Below are 22,398 nucleotides of genomic sequence, written 5' to 3' on the forward strand. Positions count from 1 at the left end.
CTACAGTCCTGATGTTCCCGGAGGTCGCAACAAGAGCTCAGGACTCGACGACAAAGCGCCGGTGTCACTGGTTCACTTCCTGAACCAACTCAATGCTGGGATGACGCACGGCAATCTTGACGAAGAGAGTAGCGGAGAAAGACTGTTCGGCGCCCGCGCCGTGTGGGCGAATGCCTCCCGGCCGTGCGGATGCCATCCGGACGGCCAGGAAAAACGCGTCACTGAATGAACCGGCTCAGCGGCCGGTGAACTTGGCGGGGCGCTTCTCGGTAAAAGCGCTTACGCCTTCCTGGTAGTCCTCGCCCCAGCCCATTTCACGAATGAAGGTGGCTTCCATCGAGAGCTGTTGTTCCAGGGTGTGGCCACGGGCAGCGTGCAGTAGCTGGCGCGTGCGCACCAGTGCCTTGGTGGGCATAGCGGCCACCTGAGTGGCAAGGCGATCCACCTGCACCCCGAACTCAACGTCGTCAAACACTTGCCAGATCAGGCCCCAATCGGCAGCTTTCTCCGCGGGCAGCTTGTCGGCCAGGTAAGTGAGACCGATGGCGCGCGACATACCCACTTTGTGCACCAGAAACCAGGTACTGCCAGTATCCGGCGTGAGTCCGATCCGCGAAAACGCCTGCAGGAAATAAGCCGACTTCGCCGCCACGACGAGGTCGCAGGCCAGCGCCAGCGATGCGCCGCCGCCGGCCGCAAGCCCATTGACGGCGGCAATGGTGGGGACCTGGAGATTCTGCAGGCGCATCACCGTCGGCTTGAAATGTCGCTCCACCAGCGCCCCGATATCCGGCAGCTTGCCATCTACCACCTGCATGGCGGGATCGGCGAGATCCTGGCCAGCACAGAAGGCCCGGCCAGCTCCGGTCAAAACCAGGACGCGCACTTCAGGATTTCCTTCCACGAGCGCCAGCGCCTGGCCAAGCTCGACCATGGTGGCTTCATTGAGACTGTTCAGCTTGTCCGGCCGGTTCAGCGTGAGCGTCGCCACGCCCTCTTTCAGGGTCAACTCGATGTTGGTGAAGGTCATGATGGGGTACCTGTGGGAGTGCTTCGTCGATTTGCCGCTCGCGTCGCTCAGGTCGTCGCTCGACAGGCGCTCGGCTGGAACAAGGGCATCGTAGGAGGCCCGAGCATTTATGTCCAGATCATTACGTATTTACAGAATAATGATGGGCTTTTCATGCATAAAATTCGATACAAGTCGGCTCTTATCGACATGATGTTGTCACTTATCGGGAGCACGAGGATAATTTCCCGGCCTTCGGAACAACCCACTGAGCACCATGGCCAAACTGGCTCGGGATCAACTTGTCGATGGCAGTTTCCGCAGCCTGCTGTCGATGGCAGCGGGGCTGGAGTGGAACGATGAACAGCTCCGGCGCTCGCTTGACGCGACGCTCTAAGTTCTAGGCGCATCCGCGAAATCGACATCGCACGTCTGCGGGAACTGAGTGTTCTAGTTCCCAAGCTCGCTCTGATTGCCAGACGCCTTCAAAACTGGTCGGCGGACATTGCAAGGACACTTCCGGCGCCGGCAAGGACGCGATCCCGGTAGACAGGTGCCTGAACGAGGACATGCTCGGCAAAGAACTGGGCTATGGTCGCTTTCGCCGCCATGAACTGCGCCGATTCGCCCGCGACGGCCGCCTGCTCGGCGGCGAGCAGGGCCCGCCCCAACTGCCATCCCGCAACCAGTTCGCCCGCCAGCATCAGGTAGGGCACACTCCCCGCATAGACAGCCTCGGGAGAGGCGCCGCCATGGCTCACAACGTAATCCACAACCGCGAGAAACGCCCGACGGGCATGCCCCAGCGCGTGGCGTACCGCGCTCGCAGCCGGACTACCGGATTGCGCAAGCTGCGCCTCGGTGCGTTCGATCCGGGCGGCCACATCGCGCGCGACGGCGCCGCCGTCACGCAGGGTCTTCCGTCCGACCAAGTCGTTGGCCTGGATTGCGGTCGTGCCCTCGTAAATCGGCAGGATCCGTGCGTCGCGGTAATACTGGGCAGCCCCGGTCTCCTCGATGAATCCCATACCGCCATGCACCTGGATCCCCAGCGAGGTCACGAGCAGGCTCATTTCCGTGCAATAGCCCTTGATCAGGGGCAAGAGGAACTCGTAGAAGTCGTGCTCGGACTGCCGCACTTCGGCGTCGGGGTGCCGATCGGCAAGGTCGGCCGCCGCAGCGCCGGCAAGAATCATGGCGCGACAGCCTTCAATCTTGCTGCGCATCTCCATCAACATGCGTCGCACGTCCGGATGCGCAATGATCGGCACGCTACCGGCTGCCGCCGCACCCACACTACGACCCTGTACGCGCTCGCGTGCATACGCGACAGCCAACTGATAGGCACGATCCGCTACGGCGACGCCCTGAACGCCAACCGCGAAACGGGCAGAGTTCATCATCTGGAACATGTATTCCAGTCCCCGGTTTTCTTCACCAATCAGGTATCCGGTAGCCCCGCCGTTCTCGCCATATTGCATGACGGCGGTCGGACTTGCCTTGATGCCCAGCTTGTGTTCGAGGCTGACGGCATGCACATCGTTGCGCGCGCCCAGCGAACCGTCCGCGTTCACCAGCACCTTGGGCACCAGGAACATGCTGATGCCTTTCACGCCGGCTGGCGCACCCGCGACCCGCGCCAGGATCAAGTGCACGATATTTTCCGTCAGGTCATGCTCGCCATACGTGATGAAGATCTTGGTACCGAAGAGCTTGTAGGTACCATCCGGCTGGCGCTCCGCACGCGTGCGCACCAGCCCCAGGTCGCTGCCAGCCTGCGGTTCGGTCAGATTCATGGTACCGGTCCATTGGCCGGAGATCAGCTTTGGCAAGTACGTATCGCGCATCGCCTCGGATCCCACCGATACCAGCGCCGCAATGGCGCTGTTGCTGAGCAGGTCGCAAAGCGCAAAGCTGAGGTTGGCCGCATTGACGATTTCGGAACACGCGGCGGCAATCACGCGGGGCAATCCCTGGCCACCGTACTGCGCGGGATGCTGGACGCCAAGCCATCCGCCTTCGGCATAGCGCCGGAACGCCTCTTTGAAGCCTGGTGTTGTCATCACCTTGCCATCTGTAAGGACGGCCGGCTCGCGGTCCCCCAACTGGTTGAGGGGTGCGATCGCCTCCGAGTTGAAGCGGTCGCACTCCGCCAGTACGGCTGCTGCCGTTGCCATGCCGGCATCCTCAAAGCCGTCGAGGGCGGTCAGTTCGTCGTCGAGCTGGACCAAATGCCGTAGATTGAACATCATGTCGTCGAGCGGTGCAGCGTATGTCATGGATATCTCGGGTTAGATAGAGAAAAGGCGAATCGGAAGCGCGCGTCTGGATTACCTTCGGCGGCGGGAGTTTCACGGCGTCTCCATTGCCCAGATGCTGACCGGTTCAAGCGCCAATCCCTTAACTACGTCTGACGGCGAGCGACACGCCAATTGCGCTCAGCGTTAGGCCCGCGACCACAGAGGTGGACAGTGGCTCGGAGAAGAGGAGCCACGCGAGCAGAGCTGTCGTCGGGGGCACCAGATAGAACAGACTGGTCACTGACGTGGCCGCCGCTCGCTGGATCATGAGGTAGAGGAGAGAACTACCGCCCAAGGTCAGTCCGAAGACCGACCAGGAGCAGACGCTATTCACCGAATGCGCAAGCGCATTTTTGGCAGTCGGGCCTCCAGCGATACTGCTCCAGAGCGAACATAGTGTTCCTTCCCGGTTTTCCACTAAGCGGCCAGGCGCAATGTCATGATCGAAGCCCGGGAAGAATGAAGGAGAGCGCGGTGTCGGGGCCATCCTGCGCTACGCACCTTCAGGTGATACGTTATTGGCCTGTGAACTGCGGCGCGCGTTTGGCTAGGAAGGCGTCGATGCCTTCCCGCGCATCGGCGGTGCAGGTGGCGCGCGTAAAAAGTTCCGCTTCCGCGCGCAGGCCGGCATCCAGGTCCAGCCGTGCCGCAGTCAGCACCGCCTCGCGGGCGAAGTGCAGCGCCATTGGCCGGCCTGCCGAAACTTCGGCAAGGTAAGCCTTGCCGACAGCGACTGGGTCGCCTTGCTCGAGCAGCCGGTCGATCAGGCCAATCTCGAGCGCCTCGTCCGCACCCACCACGCGCCCGGTCGTAATCAGGTCAAGCGCACGGGCCGTGCCAACCAGCCTGGGCAGGCGCTGCGTACCGCCATAGCCCGGGATCAGGCCCAGCTTGATCTCTGGAAGCCCAAGCTTCGCGCCAGCCAGTGCCACGCGGTAGCTGCATGCCATGGCCAGTTCCAAGCCGCCACCCAAGGCCGCGCCCCGAATGACCGCAACGCTGGGCATGCTCAGCGCGGCAAGCCTGGAAAACACCGCCTGCCCGGACAACGAACCTTCCAGATGCTGTTGCGGCGACCGGTCCTGCAGCTCCGCGATGTCCGCACCGGCGCAGAAGGCGCGATCGCCAGCGCCGACCACGACCAGGCCGCGCACGCCAGACCGTTCAATGTCATCGACGTGGCCGGTCAACGCCTTTAGCATGTCGACGTTCAGGGCGTTGAGCGCAGCTGGACGGTCGATGGTCAACACGGCCAACTCACCGTCATAGCATAGTTGGATGGTCATGCCTGATCTCCTTCAGGCTGCTTGCGCTTGCCTTCATAGACTTCCCGAAAGCGTGGCTTGCGCTTTTCGAGGAACGCACGTACGCCCTCCTGCGATTCGTCAGTCCCGTAGTACAGAGCAAGTGCCTGCATGCCTAGTCCGCCGATGCCGCGGATCGAATCGGTATCGGCGTTGAACGAGCGCTTGGCGATGGCCAGGGCCGTGGGACTCATGGCCAGGATTTCCTCGCACCATTTGCCGACTTCCGCGTCGAGCAGGTCGGGCGGCACGACGGCATTCACCAGACCCATGTTCAGTGCCTCCGCCGCAGTGTAGCGCCGGCACATGAACCAGATTTCGCGCGCCCGCTTCTCACCCACGACACGCGCCAGCAGCGCCGTGCCAAACCCAGGGTCTACCGAGCCTACCTTCGGCCCCACCTGGCCAAGCTGCGCGGTCTCCGACGCAATTGCCAAGTCGCAGCATGTGACCAGCACATTGCCGCCGCCAATGGCGAAACCGTTGACGCGCGCGATCACCGGCTTGGGACATTCGCGGATCATGCCCTGCAACTCCTCGACCGGCAGGCCGATCACGCCCCGCCCATCGTAGCCGCCATCATGCGCCGACTGGTCGCCGCCGGTGCAGAATGCCTTGTCGCCGGCGCCCGTCAGCACGACCACGCCAACGGATTTGTCCCACGACGCGGCGTTCAGGGCGTCAATCAGCTCGTCGCAGGTCTTGCCACGGAACGCGTTGTACTTCTCCGGGCGGTTGATCGTGATGCGCGCCACGCCGGCACGCACTTCATAGAGGATATCGGTATATTGGCTCATGGTGAGTGCTTGCCTCAGCCGTGCATAGTCAGGCCACCGGACACGCTGATGACCTGGCCGGTGATGAAGTTCGCGTCGTCGCTCGCGAGGAAGCTGACGATGCCCGGAATGTCAGCCGGTTGGCCGAGCCGTTTGAGCGGGATGGCACGCTTCAGGCCTTCGTAGATCTTCTGGCCGTATTCGCCCTCTCCGAGGAACGACTGCAACAGCGCCGTGTCGGTGGGGCCGGGGCACACCACGTTGACATTGATATTATTGCGCGCGCATTCACGCGCAATGGTCTTGCTAAAGGCAATGACGCCGCCCTTGCACGCCGAGTAGACCGATTCCCCCGACGAGCCTACCCGTCCGGCATCCGACGAGATATTGACGATCTTGCCCTGCTTGGCCTTCACCATCCATGGCAGCACGGCGTGATGCAGGTTCAGCGGCCCGACCAGGTTGATGGCGATCACCTTGCTCCAGAACTCCGGCGTCGTTTCGAGAAACTGCGCCGCCATATCCCAGCCTGCGTTGTTGACTAGCGCATCAATGCCACCCAGCTCTTCCGCAACAGTGTCGATTGCCTTCTTCACCGCGCCGTGGTCGGTAATATCGACCTTGACCGCCGTGACGCTGGAACCGGCTTGCGTGAGCGACGAACTAAGCTGCTCCAGCGCGTCGGCGTTGACATCAACGGCGACCACGCGCGCACCTTCCTCGCAGAACCGCTGGCATAGCGCCTTGCCAATCCCGCCGGCGGCGCCGGTGATAACCACCACCTTGTCGTTAAGACCTCGCATACTGTTATCTCCTGAATAAATTCGTGACTAAGTCCGGCTGGATACCGCTGCGGCAGCCAGCTTGCGGAGGACAAATTTCTGAAGCTTGCCAGTCGCCGTGCGCGGCAGCGTTTCAAATACGATGTGGCGCGGCGTCTTGAAGCCGGGCAGCCGCTCGCGGCAATATCCGATTACCTCTTCCGCGCTCAGCGTTCCCGCAAATTGCGGCTTCAGCTCTAGCAGCGCACACGGGACTTCACCCCATTTAGCATCGGGCACCGCCACCACGGCCGCACTCTGGATTGCCGGGTGCGTGTACAGCACCTCTTCAACTTCGAGCGAGGAAATGTTCTCGCCGCCGGAGATGATGATGTCCTTGGCGCGGTCCTTGATCTCGATGTATCCATCGCCATGCACCACGGCCAGGTCGCCGCTGTGGTACCAGCCACCGGCGAACGCTTCCGCCGTCGCCTCCGGATTCTTCAGGTACCCTTTCATCGCCAGGTTGCCGCGGAACATCACTTCCCCCATGGTCAGGCCGTCACGGGGAACCGGTGCGAAAGACGAGTCGACCACTACCATGTCCTCCATCACCACGCTGCGTACGCCTTGGCGAGACAGATGGGAGAAGAAGCCATCCTCGCCTTCTTCGCGCCACTCCGGCTGCAGCTGGCACAGCGTGTTGACGCCGTGCATCTCGGTCATGCCATACACATGCAGCAAGGAAAAACCGAGGGCTGACACCTTGCGCAACACCGCCGTCGGCGGCGATGCGCCCGCACACATGATCCGGATCGGCCGTGTGGGCTTGACCCAGCTGGCCGGCGTGCCGTCCACCAGGAAATCCAGCACGGTCGGCGCGCAGCCGAAGTGCGTCACGCCGTGCGCTCCGATGGCTTCATAGATGTCGTCAGCCACCACCTTGCGCAGGCAGATGTTGGTGCCGCCCATTGCCGCCATGGCCCACGCAAAGCACCAGCCGTTGCAATGGAACAGCGGCAGCGTCCACAGATAGACGGGGTTACTGCCCACCATCTCGGCATTGATGGACTGGCCCAATGCGTTCAGGTAAGCGCCGCGATGGTGGTAGACCACCCCCTTGGGGTTCCCGGTGGTTCCGGATGTGTAGTTCAGGGCAATGGCATCCCACTCGTCGGCCGGATAGCGCAGCGCCACATCCGGCGCCGCGGTCGTCAGAAAGGTGTCGTAGTCGACCGTGCCAAAACGCTCGTTGCACCCGGAAGCGGGGTCGATAATGTCGACCACCTGGATGTCGCGCCCAGACTGGCTGACGGCCTCGCGCGCGACCCCGGCAAACTGGCTGTCAACTAACAGCAGGCGGGTCTCGGAGTGCTGGAGAATGAAGGCGATGGCCGGTGCATCGAGGCGGATATTGATGCTGTTCAGCACGGCGCCGGACAGCGGCACGCCAAAGTGCGCCTCGAGCATTTCCGGTACATTTGGTGCAATGACCGATACCGTATCGCCCCGCTCGATGCCGGCAGCGATCAGGGCCCTGGCCAGAGCGTAGCAGCGCTCCGCGTACTGCCTCCAGGTGTAGCGCCGGTCCCGATAGATCACGGCGGGGCGCTCCGGGAACACCTCCGCCGCGCGTTGCAGCAGATGCAGCGGCGTCAGCGGTTGGAAATTGGCCGGACACTTGTCCAGGCCTTGGTCGTATTTGGTCAGCACGAGTGCTCCTGTGGGAGGCTGGCAGGTTCAGAGGGTGACAGCGAGTCGGGTAGCCTGGTCAATGGCGCGCAGCGCGTCGAGCTCACTGGCGACATCAGCGCCGCCGATCAGGCGGGGCTTGAAACCGCGTGCCACGAGTTGGTCGTACAGCGTGCGGTTTGAGTTCTGGCCGGCGCACAGGACCACGTGGTCGACGGCAAGCACATGGCGCTTGCCCTGGACCGTGTAGTGCAAGCCCTCGTCGTCGATCGCGTCATAGGTCGCGCCTGCCGTCATGGCGACATTGGCCTTGCGCAGCTTGGCCTTCAAAATCCACCCGGTGGACTTGCCCAGGCGCTTGCCGAGGGGCTCGTCCTTGCGCTGGAACATGAATACGCTGCGGCGCGGCGCTTCAGCTTCAGCGGCATCGGTCAGCCCCCCCGGAGTGGCGCTGACCGGATCCACGCCCCAAGCGCGGAAGAAGGCCTGTGGATCGAGGGACTCTTCGGCATCGCCGAGCAGGAATTCGGCAACGTCGAAGCCGATTCCACCTGCGCCGATAATTGCCACGCGCTGGCCGGGCGTGACCCTGCCGCTCAGCACATCGATATAGGACACGGCCTTGGGGTGATCCACGCCGGCGAAGTCCGGCACCCGCGGCGACACGCCCGTGGCCAGCACGATTTCATCGAATTCGCCGGTGGCAAGCGCCTCGGGCGTGGCGGCCTCGCCAATTCGCAGCGTGACCTTCAGCTTGTCCAGCCTGACGCGGAAATAGCGCAGCATTTCGTAGAACTCGGCCTTGCCGGGCACCATCTTGGCCAAGTTGAGCTGGCCGCCGAGTTGGGCACCTGCTTCGAACAGCGTGACACGGTGGCCGCGCTCCGTGGCGTTGATAGCGAACGCCATCCCGGCCGGGCCGCCGCCCACGACCGCGATCCGCTTCGGCATGGACACAAACCCAATCGGAAATTCGATTTCCCTGCCGGCGCGCGGGTTGACGAGGCAGGTCGCCGTGCGCTCCGTGAAAATGCGGTCCAGGCAGGCCTGGTTGCACGCGATACAGGTATTGATCTCTTCGGCAAGGCCTAGCCGAGCTTTGCGGGCGAAATCTGGGTCTGCCAGCATTGGACGCGCCATGGACACCAGATCGGCAACGCCGGTGGCGATCACTTGTTCCGCGGCGTCGGGTGCGTTGATCCGATTCGACGCCATGACCGGAATGCGTACCGCCTGCTTGACGTTCTTTACCGCCTCGCTCCAAGCCGCCCGCGGCACGGTGGCGGCGATCGTCGGCACTGCCGATTCGTGCCAACCCACCCCAGTATTGATCATGTCCGCACCGGCGGCTTCGACCTGCCTGGCGAAGGCGGCCACCTCTTCACCAGTCATGCCGCCTTCGACCAGGTCGATCGCGGAAATCCGGTAGACGAGCATTGGATCGCGACCGATGCGCGCGCGTACCGCCCTTACTACCTCGAGCGGGAAGCGGATGCGCGCGTCAAAACTGCCACCGAATTCATCGGTACGCCGGTTGGTCGGCGCGGCGGTGAATTCATTGATCAGGTAACCCTCCGACCCCATGACCTCGATACCGTCATAGCCGGCTTCGATGGCCAGCGCCGCGGTATGGGCAAAATCAGAGATCGTCTTCCAGACCTCTTCGGTGGTCAGCTCGTGAGGCGAGAAAGTGTTGATGCGCGCCTTGCCGGAGGACGGGGCGACGCACTCCGCCACCTTGGCATAGCGGCCGGCATGCAGGATCTGCAGCACGATCTTGCCGCCGGCCTCGTGCACGGCGCTGGTCACGGCGCGATGCTCGTCGAGCTGATCGGCGCTGTTGAACAGCGGCCCGCCCGCCTCCATGACCCCTTCCGGATTCGGCGAGAAGCCGCCGCTCAGGATCAGCCCGATCTCGCCCTCGGCGCGCGCCGCATAGAAGGCGGCAAGGCGCTCGCGCGGCCGGTCAAGCGTCTCCAGCCGCGTATGCATCGCGCCCATCACCATCCGGTTGGGAATGACGTGGCTACCGATCCTCAGCGGCGTCAGGATCTTGTCGAGTGTCTCCATGGGGTCCTCGTTTGTTCTGGTGGTTGCGTGAACACATACTAGGCACCCCGTGAATATACGTCAAGTACTTGATATATTTTTGCGAGCGAAACGCGTCAAATACGAACAATCATGCAATCTACATGTCATACATTGCTGAAGAATCACTTATCCGGCGCATCCAGTATTCCGGCGCGGGCGGCACCCCAGCCGTAGAATGTCGCCATCGCGCCCGCCCCAGCCGCGCTACCCGCAATCCGAGCCATGACCGATTCCGCCCCCTCCTATGACCAGTCCGTCTCGTCCGTCCACAACCGCCTGTTCTTCCGGCTGTTTCAGGCGGGCAACACGCTGGACCGGCAGACCATCAAGTACCTGGGCATCACGACGGTGCAGTGGTCAGTGCTGGGCGCGCTGACGCGGCCGCAAGCCGCGCAAGGCATGTCGTTCTCGGAGCTGGCCGAATATCTGGTGGTCAGCCGGCAAAGCCTGGATGGCGTGCTCAAGCGCCTGGAGCGCGACGAACACGTGGTGCGGGTGGCTGACACCGTGGACCGGCGCGCCAAGAACGTGGTGCTGACCCCAAAGGGACGCGCGTTCTGGTCCAGCCTGCAGCCCCGGATCTATGAGTTCTATCGCCAGGCCCTGGCGAGCTTCCGGTTCGACGACAAGGTTTCGCTGGTGCACTTTCTGAACCAGCTCAATGGGGGCATGGCCGATGTGCACCTCGAAGGCGCCGGGGGCGAAGCCGACGCGGACACCGACGCTGCACAGGCCAAGTAGAAAACGTGCGTTCGCACACTTGAAGCGACGCACCTCGACGGCAAGAACAACCCGCTGCTCGAGCATCGGACGTTCTTCCAGCCTGCGCACATAGCTGCCGTGGATTGCGGGAGACCCAGAATCACTTTGTTCTACGCTTGTAGAAAGCGGCCACGTGATGTCACCAACTGTCACGACAGCGCCCCCTCACGTCAAGCCCGACGCGGATGGCCTGCCTAGAATTTTGACAGGTTAATCCGGGCACGCGGCGGTGCCCGCCAACGGTGACTGGCAGCTATGGCGGACTCTGAACGATTTCTGGTAACTGGGGCACTGGGATGTATCGGCGCATGGACGGTGCGCAAGCTCGTACAGGAAGGCGTGCCAGTCATTGCCTTCGATGCAGGCAGTGATGTGCAGCGCCTGCGCCTGCTGATGGACGACACGCAACTGTCGCGCGTGGAGATGGTTCGCGGCGACATCACGGACCTGAGCTTGCTCGAGGCAACGCTGGAGCGCCATCGCATCACGCATGTCATTCACCTGGCCGCGCTGATTCATCCAAGGTTCAAGAGCGATCCTCCGCTTGGAGCCCGCGTCAACGTGCTGGACGGCGTGAACCTGTTCGAGGCAGTTGCTCGGCGCGTGGAGCGGATCCCTCGCATCGTGTATGCGTCATCGATTGCGGTGTACGACAACTGCGACGCGCCGGGCAATGCAGCCATCCAGCATCATACCTCCGCCCATCCGACGACTCTTTACGGTGTGTTCAAGCAAGCTGAAGAGGGCATGGCGCGCGTGTATTATCAGGACAGAGGGGTTTCCAGCATCGGCCTTCGCCCGGCAACGGTATTCGGCGCCGGAAGAGACTATGGCCTCACTGCGGCGCCGACCCAGGCGGTCCTGGCGGCAGCGCTGGGGCGCCCTTTCCATATTCCTTACAGCGGCCGCAGTCAGATTCACTATGCCGACGACCTTGCGCGCATGTTCATCGCGTGCGCACGTTCCGGCTATCGCGGTGCGGACGTCTTCAATATGCATGGCAGCGTCGTGGACATGCGCGAAGTCGTCGAGACGATCGAGTCGGTCATACCCGAAGCGCGCGGAACGATTACGTTCGCCGGGGCACCGCTAGGGCTTCCGGAAGACTACGACGCAACCGCGCTGGAGGACGTGATTGGTCCCCTGCCCCGCACACCGCTGCGCGAAGCAGTAGGCGACACCTTCAGGCTTTTTCGCAGCAGGATCGCCAACGGTGAAATCCCCGATATCTGATCCAGGTGTTGCTGCAGTGCCGTAGCGCTGCGGAACTGCGCATTTCCGGACGCATTTCCTCGTTTTCCCTCACTGTCCCGAAGGACATCAAGGTTGTCCCGAATGGTCACGCCTTGCTACTGCCCATCCCGGATACTCCGGCAGACCCCAGGTACCCCTTTCAACGAAACACCCGCGTCACAGACCACAAAACTATAAGGAGGAGATTTGTCCATGAAGCTCAGGAGCATGGCCGTGGCCGCATTGCTCGCCTGTTCGGGCGGCGCCTTCGCGCAGTCGAGCGTCACGCTGTACGGCGTTGCCGACATCATCCTGGAATATGTCAACCACGTCGGCGCCATTCCGAGTGCCGCCAACCAGTTCAACCGCGGCCCATCCAACGACGTCTACCGCAGCTATACGCTGGCCAATGGCCAGAGCAATATGCTTGGCGTGGCACTGGGCATCCGCCACAAGTTCTGACGAACAGCAAACCGGGAAACGGAAAGCCGACTGCCACGCACCTGCAACCATGGGTGCGGGCCTCAGGCCTTGCCTGAATGATCAGCGCACGCATTAGGCTTTCCCTACCTGTCCCGAAATGTCAAATTTTTGCCCCCGATTGTTAAGGCGCTTTGCCTCGACCGCGCATACTTCTGGCACGACTTCCGTCGTCAAATGGCACCCAACTTATTTCCAGCCAACACCCATAAACGGGGAGACAACTATGCCAATCCGCCCTGCCCTGACCCGCGTGCACCGCGCCGCCGTCTGCGCTGTCCTGGCCCTGTCCATGCCGGTCGCCATGGCATGGACCAACAAGCCGGTCCGGGTACTGATCCCTGCGCCTGCCGGCGGCACCATGGATGTGCTGGCACGCGTGCTGTCCGACGCGCTCACCACCGAACTGGGCCAGCCCGTGGTGGTCGACAACAAGCCGGGCGCCGGCGGCGGCATTGCGATCAACACGTTGCTGGCAGCGCCCGCCGACGGGCAGACCATCCTGGTGTCGACCACCAACGTGCTCACGGAGATCCCGCATGTGATGAAGGTCTCCTTCGATCCGATGAAGGATGTGAAGCCCGTGGCCGCGGTGGCCAGGTCGACCCTTGTGCTGGTCGGGTCGCCGAGCCTGCCGGCCAAGGACCTGCCGGGCCTGGTCAGCCATGCGAAGGCCCATTCGGGCCAGCTCAGCTTTGCCTCCTACAGCGCGGGCACGGTCGCCCACTATGCCGGCCTGATCATGAACCAGAAAGCCGGCATGGATCTGCAGCACGTGCCGTTTGCCGGCTCTCCGCCGGCGCTGACGCAGGTCATGGGCGGACAGATCGCGGTGATGTACGACGGCATGGTTACCTCGCTGCCGATGATCAAGGCCGGCAAGCTGCAGGCCTATGCCCTGGCCGCGAAACAGCGTTCGCCGCTGCTGCCGCAGGTCCCGACGTTTGCCGAGCTGGGCTATCCGGACATTGACTTCAACAATTGGGCCGGCGTGTTCGTATCGTCCAAGGTGCCGGCAGACGTGGTTCAGAAAATCCAGGCTGCCGTCTACAAGGCTGCCTCGACGCCCAAGGTGCAGGAACGGATTCTAGGGCTTGGCTTCGAGACCGTGCCAGCGCAAACCCCTGCTCAGCTTGGCCAGGCCTTGCGCGCCGAATACGATCGCAATGCCGCCATCGTGAAGACCTATAACATCCAGCCCTGATGGTCCGCGGCTCCGGCGGCGTCGACTGTTGCCTTCCCGCCGGAGCTTGCTTCAGGCCATTGCGACGATCGGCGCGATTCTTCAACCTTTACCGGCCGCTCCCCCCTCCTCCCCGCTTGCCGTCGCCACCCGATGGCGCAGTGTCCCCGGCGGTCACGGCAAAGACCCCTACCATCAATCGCCAAGCCTGCCGTCTGCCTAGAATCGGCACACCTACCTCACGGCACAGCGCACCGCGCCGATACCCCGATCCGCCGAAACTTGCAGGAGTCTGCTTTGCCTCTCACCCGTGCCCTCGAACATGCTGATTCTCCCGAAGCGGTGGGACTGTCCGCGCGGCGGCTGCAGTCGATCTCATCGGTGCTCCATGCCGATGTCGACCGGCGCAAGATCCCGGGCGCTGTCGTGCTGGTTGCGCGCAAGGGCCGGATCGCCTGGTTCGAGGCCTTCGGCTTCGAGCATGCGGATACCCCGTCGCGTCCGATGCAGCGCCATTCGGTGTTCCGCATTGCCGCGATGACGCGGCCCATCGTCGGCGTGGCGGCGCTGACATTGATGGAAGAAGGCCGGCTGGCCCTGAATGACCCGGTCGAACGCTACATCCCCGAGTTCGGGCGCCTCCAGGTCGGCGTCGAGTCGGTCGATGCGAATACCGGCGAACGCCGCCTTGCACTCGAACCTGCGCGCCGCGCCATGACCGTTCACGACCTGTTCCGGCACACGTCCGGCCTGACTTACGGGCAGTTCGGCAATTCGCTGGTGCAGCGCCAGTATCGCGAAAGCGGCCTGATGGATCCCGGACAGACCAATGCCGAGATGGTCGCAAAGCTGGCGGCCATCCCGCTGCAATGCCAGCCGGGCGAGGTGTTCGAATATGGCATGTCCACCGACGTGCTTGGCCGCATCGTGGAAATTTCCTCGGGCATGGACCTCGCTCGCTTTGTCGCGGAGCGCGTGACGCGGCCGCTGCGCATGCATGCAACCGGCTTCCACTTGATCAGGCAGGACAGCGCCGGCCTGGCGCTGCCAGCGGGCGCATCCGGCAAATCCACGGCCCTGTTCGACTACGACGAGCACAACCCGCCCCGCTGGCATTCCGGTGGCGCCGGCCTGCTGTCCACGGCCGGCGACTACACGCGCTTCTGCCAGATGCTGCTCAACGGCGGTGAGCTCGATGGCGTGCGCCTGCTCTCGCGAAAGACCGTCGACCTGATGCTTGGCAACCACCTGCCCCGGTCCACGCGCTATGGCGGTTCAACAACAGGGCTCGGCATCAACGCGCCATTGCCCGATCTCGGCCAGGGCCATGGCCTGACAGTGGGCGTACGCACCGCACGGGGCTTGAGCCCGGTGCCCGGTTCCGTCGGCGATTTCTACTGGGGCGGCGCGCTCGGGACCTATTTCTGGGCGGATCCGCAAGAGCAGCTGGTCGCGATCCTGATGCTTCAGGAAAACGACCTGGTGACGCGCGTCGGATACCGGTCCCTGTTACGCAACATCGTATATGGCGCGCTGGAAAACTGAGCGCCGGGAGCATTGCGGCGACTGGCAGTGCGGCACGCGCCCACGGAGCCAGGCACAAGATTTTGGAGGAGCAAGCATGAAGACAATGAACCGGCGCTGGATCCTCAGGCAGCGCCCCGTCGGCGATATCGGCGACAACGATCTGCAGCTCGTGGAGGCAGCGCTGCCACGACCGGGGGATGGCGAGATCCTGGTGCGCAACATCTATCTCATGGTGGCGCCGACCAACCGCGTCTGGATGAGCGAGATCGACCAGTACATGGCCCCGGTTTCGCTTGGCGAGGTGATGCGCGGCGTCACCATGGGCGTGGTCGTCGAGTCCCATCACCCCGACTTCAAGCCTGGCGACTTTGTCGAAGGCGGCATGGCCTGGGAAGAGTATTCGGTAACGAGGACTGCCCGGCGCGTCCCGGTGGAATATGGCTTGCCCCTTCATGCCTATGCGAGCGTGCTGGGCAACTCCGGCATGACCGCCTATTTCGGCATGCTAGACATTGCCAGGCCCAAGGCTGGCGAGACCATTGTGGTGTCGGCCGCAGCAGGCGGCGTCGGCTCGATCGCCGGCCAGATCGGCAAGATACTCGGCTGCCGGGTGGTGGGCGTTGCGGGCGGCCAGGGCAAATGCGAGCTCGTCAGGGAAGAGTTTGGCCTGGATGCCTGTGTCGACTACAAGGCGGGCAACGTGCTTGCCGATCTTCGCGCCGCCTGTCCGGACGGCATCGACGTCGATTTCGAGAACGTGGGCGGCGACACCATGGATGCCGTGCTGGCGCTGATCAATCCCGGTGCTCGCATCGCCCTTTGCGGGATGATCTCGACCTACAACGCGAGCGGTGACTGGTGGAGCCCGAAGATGTTCCGCAACGTCATCATGAAACGCGCCCGCATCGAAGGCTTCCTCATTGCCGACTACCGTTCGAGGTTCCATGAAGCCGTGGAAGTCATGGCGCAATGGGTCAGGGACGGCCTGCTCAAGTACCGCGTCGACATCGTTGACGGCATCGAGCAGGCGCCCGCCGCCCTGAACCGCCTGTTTACCGGCAAGAACATCGGCAAGCAGCTTGTCCGCCTTGCTCCGGAATCCGCAATCGGCTGAGGGCCGCAGCCGCGCAGCCCCGCACCGCTTCACCGCCAATATCCCATGATTCATCCAGACATAGACAGCAACGATTCCCGGGCGGACGCCCGCCCTCGCCTGCAAGACTTTCAGGGCACGACGGCAATCATCACCGGTGCCGCGTCCGGCATCGGCCTGGCATTGGCCGAGGCACTGGCGGCGCGCGGTGCCGACCTTGCGCTGGCCGACATCGACGCGCACGGGCTTGACGCTGCACGCGAGCGCCTCGCGCCGACCGGCAGGCGCATCTGCACGCGCGTACTGGATGTTTCCTCCGATGCGGACGTGCGCGATGCGGCAGCAGAGTTCGAAGCGAAGCTGGGACGCATCCATCTGGTCTTCAACAATGCCGGCATCGACATGAGCGGTGAACTGGCGTGGCTGTCCGAGCAGGACTGGACCCGAGCGTTCGGCATTAACGTGTTTGGCGTGATTCACGGCATCCGTCATTTCCTGCCGCTGCTGCGCCGGCACGGCGAGCCCGCGCACTTCGTCAACACGGCGTCAGGCGCGGGCTTCTGGGTGAACGGCGACTTTCCCATGGGGGCCTACGCGGCGACGAAATACAGCGTGGTGGCCCTCTCCGAGGCACTCGAGCAGGAGCTTCGCGGCACCGGCATTGGCGTATCCGTGCTTTGTCCTGGCCCAGTGAAGACCCCGATCGCCCAACGCTCGAGCCATGCCAGCGAATCGTTCAGGGCCACCGTTGCCGCTGGTACGGCGCCGGAGTTGGTGGCCAGCCAGGCGCTGGCGGCGATTGAGGCAGGCGAGTTTTACATCTTCACGCCAACGCGCATGCGGCCGCGCCTGGAAGCGCGCTTCGCGCGGATTCTCGATGCACTGGAACGCGCGCCCGCCATCACCACCGGAGTGCCCACGACGTGATCCATCTCATCCTCCTGAGCGGGCGGCGTGAGCAACGCCGTGCTACACGCGCTGCTCAGGGCCCGCCGCTACCAGCTGTTGCCGTGGAACGGGCGCCGCCGGCCGCATGCCATCGCTGCGCCATGCACTGGGGCTGCAGCCAAAATGGTCGCGGAACCAGCGCGAAAACGCGCTTTGCACCGAAAACCCGAGCAACACGGCCACGTAGCTGACCGGGCGTTCCGAATGCCGGAGATACTGAACCGCCAGCGAGGTACGGACCTCGTCGAGAATGCTGCTGAAGGTCGTGCCTTCCCGCAGCAGCTTACGGTGGACCGTGCGCCGGTCGACGCCGAGTTGGCTGGCAACCCGTTCCACGTTGCAGTTTCCCGAGGAGAGCAAGGACAGCATTATGCGCCGGACTTTTTCGGTCATGGACGGGGTCGCACGCGCAGTCAGTGAGTCGAGATAGGCATGCGCGTACTGCGCCAGCTCCGGGCGCGCGGAGCGCGGCACTGCGTCCATGTCCCTCAGCTCGCCGACAATGCCGTTGAAGTCGCAACCGAAATCCACGGACTTGCCGAACACGCGCACGTGGGATGCCAGATTTCTTGGGGCGCCATGCGAAAAGCAGATACGCCGCGCGCGCCACCCTGGACCAATCAGTTCCTGAATCATCCGGTAAAGCGAAACCACTACCATTTCATCAGCCTGGCGTGTCGATCCGGAATGCTCGACCATCAGCGACACGCGGATGACAAGGGCGCCCTCCCGTTCTTCCACGTCGAGAAACAGAGCCTCGCTGTGCAGCGTGATGTAGCGCATCATCGCACGAAGCGCATCGCGCAGCGTCCGCGAATCTCGCACGGCCATGCCGAGGGCCCCGAGTACCGATAGTTGACGGCCTTCCCCCAGGCGCAGGCCGAAGTCTTCGGCATCGGAAGTTGCCGCGGACTTTTCGAGAAGCCGGCAGACTGCGCTGGCGGAGACCAGGTTGTCGCCGGCGTCCAAGCAGGTCTTGGGGAGCCCCACTTCCGCCAGGATCCGCAATGGATCCAGTCCAACCGAGCGGGCCACCTCGGTATAGCGTGACAGCGTGGCACTACGGACTAAACGGCTCATGGGCCTCCTTACGCGGGCAGCGGCTGCAAGGCCATTGCAGCCTTTGGTTGTCCCGGGAACGGTGTCTAACTCTCGTCTGGCGTCAGGCGCGGCGCATCAGGCTATAGCTCTGCGCGCTGGGCCCGAAATCAGGCATGCCGGCCAGGAACAGGGCAAGCGGGACAACATCCGCGGGATCCTTGAACCATTCGCCGGGCGGCACGGGAACATCGCGCGTCATGTCGGTCCTGACCGGCCCCGGTATCAGCTCATTGACGCTGATGTTGTCTTCCTGCAGCTCCGTCGCCAGCGACTGGGTCAGCATCCACAGGCCGCTCTTGGAGCATGAGTACGCCGAAAAGCCCGCGGCCGGCCGCTTGCGCTGGCCCGAGCCGATCATGATGATCTTGCCGGCCCCACGACGGCGCAGATGGGGAATGGCTGCATGGGCGGTGTGGTAGGCACCGGTCAGGTTGATATCGATGGTCTTGCGCCAGAGCGCGGGATCGCCGTCAGCGATCTTGCGCTGCTCGAGCGCGACACCGGCATTGGCCACCACGATATCGACACCGCCGAAGGTATCGCTGGCGCGCTGGAACAGCGTCGCGACGGTCTCGTAGTCCGCCACGTCGGCGGTCTGGGCAATGGCCCGGCCGCCCGCTTCGCGGATCAGCGCGGCTGTCTGCGCGATGTCGGCCTCGCTGCGGGCGCTGCATACCACCGCAGCACCGGCGCTGGCATACGCCAGTGCAATGGTGCGTCCGATGCCGCGGCCCGCGCCGGTGATCACGGCCACCTTGTCCTTGAGCATGTTGGGGTCGATCTGGCTCATTGTCGGTCTCTCAGTCTCGCTTTGCGTTGCAATGGGGGGAAGGAATCAGGGCACTATGCCCGGGCGTGTCGCTCAGAACGGGCGGTCCCCGATCACCGTGGCCCGGTCCATCCTGCGATGGCACGGCGGGTAATCCATGACCGCGTAATGCTGGGTCGAGCGGTTGTCCCAGATCGCCACGCTGTTACGGGTCCAACGCCAGCGCACCTGGTACTCGGGAATGTAGGCTTGCGTAATCAGGTAACGCAGCAAGTCAGCGGCGCCCGGGTTGAAGTCCTGCCCGAAGCGCACGCGCTCGGGCGTATGGAAGTTCGTAAAGTGGGTGGTAAAGCCGTTCACGAACAGCACCTTCTCGCCGGTCTCGGGATGTGTCCGTACGACGGGATGCTCAGCGTCCGGAAACTGGGCCTTCAGCGCGAGGCGCTTTTCGATCGGCATGGCCGCGCCGAAACTTGCTTCGATGCTGTGGCGTGCGCGCAGTTCGGCAATCTGGTCCTTGATATGTTGCGGCAGGCTCTCGTAGGCCAGCACCATATTGGTCCACATGGTGTCGCCGCCGACAGGCGGGCACTCCCGGCAGCGAAGGATGCTGGCAAGCGGCGGAGCCTCGCGCCAGGTGGCATCCGTGTGCCAGGAATTCTCGTATCGCGGAGTGGGCTCGTCGGGACTCTTGTAGATGCGGACCAGGCCCGGGTGCTCGGGATCGCTGCCCGCTACCGGATGGTCTTCAAGTTCGCCAAAGCGGCGGGCAAAGGCGACGTGCTCGCCGGCTGTGATGTCTTGATCGCGCAAGAACAGGACACGGTGCCTGAGCAGCGCTTCACGAATGCCGGCGAATACGCCCTCATCATGGATCGCGTCGGCGAGGCTGACGCCGACCAGTTCGGCGCCGATGGAACAGGTAAGTGGCTCGACTCGCATGGCCGACTCCGGAAGATTGTAGGTAGAGGCGAAGCAAAAGCATCGCTGCAGAGTATTGAAGAACTGGCGAGCGATGCGTTGACATTCCGGGGCAGCGACTTTACATTTTGGGGCACCTTGGGGGAACTCCTATGTCGTCGCTACTGCAACATGTGAACCTGACGGAGTTTGTCGACGTGGTCCGCCAGCTCGGCCAGGATCCCTACCGGCAACTGCGACAAGCAGGTATCAGCCCCACGGCCCTGGTGGACCCGGAAATGCGGGTGCCGGCGAAGTCGGTCATGCAACTGCTGGAAGATTCGGCACAGCTTGCCGGCCTGGAAGACATTGGGCTGCGCGTGGCAGAAGCCCGGCAACTGACAACGCTGGGGCCCCTGTGGGTGGTGATGCGCGAGGGCGCCACCCTGCGCAACGCACTGGTTGCCATGGCGCGCTATCTGCATTTGCTCAATGAAGCGCTCGATTTGCGCATCGAGGAGGTCGGAGACAGCGCGGTTGTCAGGCTTGAATTACTGGTGTCCGTGGAAGGTTCCATGCGGCAATCGACGGAGTTCGTCATCTGCCTCTGGTTCCGGTTGTTCAAGCTGCTTGCGGGAACGACATGGAGGCCGCACAGCGTCTGCTTCACCCATGCTGCGCCAGCCAGCCTTGCCACGCATCGGCGCCTGTTCGGTGTGCCGGTGCGATTCCGCCAGGACTTCGATGGCATCCTGCTGTCCGCCAAGGATCTCGACGTGGCCGGCGGGGCGTCGGATGCGGCGCTGGGGCGTCATGCGCGCGAATACCTGGATACCAAGCTGGCACAATCCGATTACACCATGCCGGACAAAGTGCGGAAGCTGGTATTCGCGTTGCTGCCCACTGGCGAGTGCGGGGCCGAACAGGTGGCCCGGCAGCTTGGCATCGACCGCAAGACGATGCACCGCCATCTGGCTTCCTATGGGCAGAACTACCTGTCCGTCGTCGATGCAGTCAGGGTCGAACTCGTCACGAGATACCTGAAGCACAACGAACGACCGTTGTCGGACGTTGCGATCCTGATGGGCTTTTCCTCGCCCAGCGCCTTCTCCAGGTGGTTTTCCACGCGCTTCGGCTGCAGCGTGTCGGCGTGGCGCCGTCAGCAACCGGTGCCGGAAAGTACGCGCTAGGCGGCGCCGCGCATCGCGGCGGCCCCGCTGACCCAGTCCGGCCCCAGATCCGTAAGCGCCGGGCAGCCCAGCAGTCCCAGCGTGCGGTCGATCTCGGCGCGCAGGATCGCCAGCGCATGCGCGACCCCGGCCCTGCCGCCAGCCGCAAGGCCATACAGCGTGGCGCGGCCCGACATCGCCGCATCGGCCCCGAGCGCACGAGCCTTGACGAAATCGCCGCCGCGCCGCAGGCCGCTGTCGACGATCAGCGTCATGCCGGGGCCAACCGCCGCCCGGATCTCGGGGAGCACCTCGATCGGCGCCACGCAACTGTCAAGCTGGCGGCCGCCGTGGTTGGTGATGACCAGCGCGTCGGCACCAAGCGCACGGGCCCGCAAAGCATCGTCGGGCCGCACGATGCCCTTGATGATGAGCTTGCGCGGCCACAGGTCGCGCAGCCACTGCACGTCCTGCCAGCTCAGCGAGGGATCCATCTGCCTTGACAGGAAAGTCGCCGCATTGCGCGCATCGTCCTGGCCCGGTGGAAGGATGTCGCCGAGATTGCAGAAGCGCGGCATACCGTGCGGCACCAGCACGTCCCACCACCACTTGGGCCGCATGGCAACATTGACCAGGTTGGCGACATCCAGCTTCATCGGCGCGCGATAGTTGCGGCGGTCCCATTCGCGGTTGCCGAGCAGGGGCACGTCGGTGGTCACGACGATGGCTTCCGAACCCGCCGCCTCGGCACGCCTGACAATCCCGGCGAGATTCTCGCGGTCCTTGAACGGATAAATCTGCATCCAGTGCCGTACGCCGGTTTCGGCAACGCGCTCGAGTGCGACGGTCGAGACCATGCTCTGGCACATCGGGATACCGGCTTCCCGCGCGGCCTCGGCGAGCGCCAGGTCGCCCTCGTGCGCGAGCAGTCCGTTGAAGCCGGTTGGCGCAATCACCGCGGGCATTTCAATGCGCTCGCCGAACAGCGTGCACCCGGGATCGCGCACCGAGACGTCGACCAGTGTGCGCGGCGTGAAAGCGATGGCGTCATAACTGGCGCGGTTGCGATGCAGGGTCAACTCATCGTCCGCGCCGCCCTCCAGGTATTCCAGGCAGAAGTTGGGCAGCCGTGCGGCCGCCATCGCGCGCAGCTCGGCAATGTTCTGGGCACGCCGCACCTCGCGGCCGCTATAGAGTCTGCGTTTCAGTGTCATGGGCACGAGTCAGGTTCGGTTGGAGCACCGTGGTCGGGGCTTTCCGATTATCCGAAGCAGGCGGCCAGATGCGCCCCCTGCGCGAA

At 63.6% G+C, this 22,398-nt stretch carries 18 protein-coding genes and 2 pseudogenes; 8 read left to right on the top strand and 12 right to left on the bottom strand.

Annotation, left to right across the window (positions count from 1 at the left end; translation table 11 throughout):
- Positions 1–235 precede the first annotated feature (235 nt).
- From VSR71_RS08700 to VSR71_RS08735, 8 genes and pseudogenes are all read right to left on the bottom strand, one after another.
- A complete protein-coding gene (locus VSR71_RS08700) occupies positions 236–1,030 on the bottom strand; it encodes an enoyl-CoA hydratase-related protein (protein WP_342913479.1) in 795 nt (264 codons plus the stop codon).
- A 464-nt stretch (positions 1,031–1,494) separates the two neighbouring features.
- Positions 1,495–3,288: an acyl-CoA dehydrogenase gene (locus VSR71_RS08705; RefSeq protein WP_342913480.1), complete on the bottom strand. Its 1,794-nt coding sequence runs from the start codon at positions 3,286–3,288 to the stop codon at positions 1,495–1,497.
- Positions 3,289–3,409: 121 nt separating this feature from the next.
- A pseudogene (locus tag VSR71_RS08710) lies at positions 3,410–3,628 on the bottom strand (EamA family transporter); the annotation flags it as partial.
- Between the two features lie 196 nt (positions 3,629–3,824).
- Positions 3,825–4,595 carry an enoyl-CoA hydratase/isomerase family protein gene (locus VSR71_RS08715; RefSeq protein WP_342913481.1) on the bottom strand — a complete coding sequence of 257 codons (771 nt, stop codon included), beginning with the start codon at positions 4,593–4,595 and terminating at the stop codon, positions 3,825–3,827.
- On the bottom strand, positions 4,592–5,410 hold the full coding sequence (locus VSR71_RS08720) for an enoyl-CoA hydratase-related protein (RefSeq protein WP_342913482.1): 819 nt from the start codon (positions 5,408–5,410) through the stop codon (positions 4,592–4,594). Before VSR71_RS08720 ends, VSR71_RS08715 begins: the two co-directional genes overlap by 4 nt.
- Positions 5,411–5,424: 14 nt before the next feature.
- Entirely contained in the window at positions 5,425–6,192 is a 768-nt protein-coding gene (locus tag VSR71_RS08725; RefSeq protein WP_342913483.1) for a glucose 1-dehydrogenase, read from the bottom strand.
- Between the two features lie 27 nt (positions 6,193–6,219).
- A complete protein-coding gene (locus VSR71_RS08730; RefSeq protein ID WP_342913484.1) occupies positions 6,220–7,863 on the bottom strand; it encodes an AMP-binding protein in 1,644 nt (547 codons plus the stop codon).
- Between the two features lie 27 nt (positions 7,864–7,890).
- Positions 7,891–9,912, bottom strand: a complete 2,022-nt coding sequence (locus tag VSR71_RS08735; RefSeq protein ID WP_342913485.1) for an NADPH-dependent 2,4-dienoyl-CoA reductase — start codon at positions 9,910–9,912, stop codon at positions 7,891–7,893.
- Between the two features lie 243 nt (positions 9,913–10,155).
- Between VSR71_RS08735 and VSR71_RS08740 the strand changes: the two genes are divergently transcribed.
- The 7 genes and pseudogenes from VSR71_RS08740 to VSR71_RS08770 all read left to right on the top strand — a co-directional run bounded on the left by VSR71_RS08740 (position 10,156) and on the right by VSR71_RS08770 (position 17,138).
- Positions 10,156–10,674, top strand: a complete 519-nt coding sequence (locus VSR71_RS08740) for a MarR family transcriptional regulator (protein ID WP_342913486.1) — start codon at positions 10,156–10,158, stop codon at positions 10,672–10,674.
- Positions 10,675–10,950: 276 nt separating this feature from the next.
- A complete protein-coding gene (locus tag VSR71_RS08745) occupies positions 10,951–11,928 on the top strand; it encodes an NAD(P)-dependent oxidoreductase (RefSeq protein ID WP_342913487.1) in 978 nt (325 codons plus the stop codon).
- 213 nt (positions 11,929–12,141) lie between these two features.
- A pseudogene (locus VSR71_RS08750) lies at positions 12,142–12,321 on the top strand (porin); the annotation flags it as partial.
- Positions 12,322–12,634: 313 nt separating this feature from the next.
- Positions 12,635–13,612: a tripartite tricarboxylate transporter substrate binding protein gene (locus VSR71_RS08755; RefSeq protein WP_342913488.1), complete on the top strand. Its 978-nt coding sequence runs from the start codon at positions 12,635–12,637 to the stop codon at positions 13,610–13,612.
- A gap of 276 nt (positions 13,613–13,888) precedes the next feature.
- Entirely contained in the window at positions 13,889–15,136 is a 1,248-nt protein-coding gene (locus VSR71_RS08760; RefSeq protein ID WP_342913489.1) for a serine hydrolase domain-containing protein, read from the top strand.
- A 76-nt stretch (positions 15,137–15,212) separates the two neighbouring features.
- Positions 15,213–16,232, top strand: a complete 1,020-nt coding sequence (locus tag VSR71_RS08765; protein WP_342913490.1) for an NADP-dependent oxidoreductase — start codon at positions 15,213–15,215, stop codon at positions 16,230–16,232.
- 45 nt (positions 16,233–16,277) lie between these two features.
- The gene (locus VSR71_RS08770) at positions 16,278–17,138 is read left to right on the top strand and encodes an SDR family NAD(P)-dependent oxidoreductase (RefSeq protein ID WP_342913491.1); all 861 of its coding nucleotides are present in this window, start codon (positions 16,278–16,280) and stop codon (positions 17,136–17,138) included.
- A gap of 42 nt (positions 17,139–17,180) precedes the next feature.
- On the opposite strand, the gene VSR71_RS08775 is transcribed toward VSR71_RS08770, so the two are convergent.
- From VSR71_RS08775 to VSR71_RS08785, 3 genes are all read right to left on the bottom strand, one after another.
- Positions 17,181–18,239, bottom strand: coding sequence for an AraC family transcriptional regulator (locus VSR71_RS08775; protein ID WP_342913492.1), 1,059 nt, complete (start codon positions 18,237–18,239; stop codon positions 17,181–17,183).
- An 82-nt stretch (positions 18,240–18,321) separates the two neighbouring features.
- Positions 18,322–19,050 (bottom strand): SDR family NAD(P)-dependent oxidoreductase, encoded by a 729-nt coding sequence (locus tag VSR71_RS08780; RefSeq protein ID WP_209763581.1) that lies wholly within the window; start codon positions 19,048–19,050, stop codon positions 18,322–18,324.
- 72 nt (positions 19,051–19,122) lie between these two features.
- Positions 19,123–19,971 carry a TauD/TfdA dioxygenase family protein gene (locus VSR71_RS08785; RefSeq protein WP_342913493.1) on the bottom strand — a complete coding sequence of 283 codons (849 nt, stop codon included), beginning with the start codon at positions 19,969–19,971 and terminating at the stop codon, positions 19,123–19,125.
- A 131-nt stretch (positions 19,972–20,102) separates the two neighbouring features.
- Between VSR71_RS08785 and VSR71_RS08790 the strand changes: the two genes are divergently transcribed.
- On the top strand, positions 20,103–21,119 hold the full coding sequence (locus VSR71_RS08790) for an AraC family transcriptional regulator (protein WP_342913782.1): 1,017 nt from the start codon (positions 20,103–20,105) through the stop codon (positions 21,117–21,119).
- Here VSR71_RS08790 and VSR71_RS08795 read toward each other — a convergent pair.
- A complete protein-coding gene (locus tag VSR71_RS08795) occupies positions 21,116–22,312 on the bottom strand; it encodes an alpha-hydroxy acid oxidase (RefSeq protein ID WP_342913494.1) in 1,197 nt (398 codons plus the stop codon). The genes VSR71_RS08790 and VSR71_RS08795 overlap by 4 nt on opposite strands.
- Positions 22,313–22,398: the final 86 nt, after the last annotated feature.

This window comes from Cupriavidus oxalaticus (assembly GCF_038900635.1).
GTDB lineage: Bacteria > Pseudomonadota > Gammaproteobacteria > Burkholderiales > Burkholderiaceae > Cupriavidus > Cupriavidus oxalaticus_B.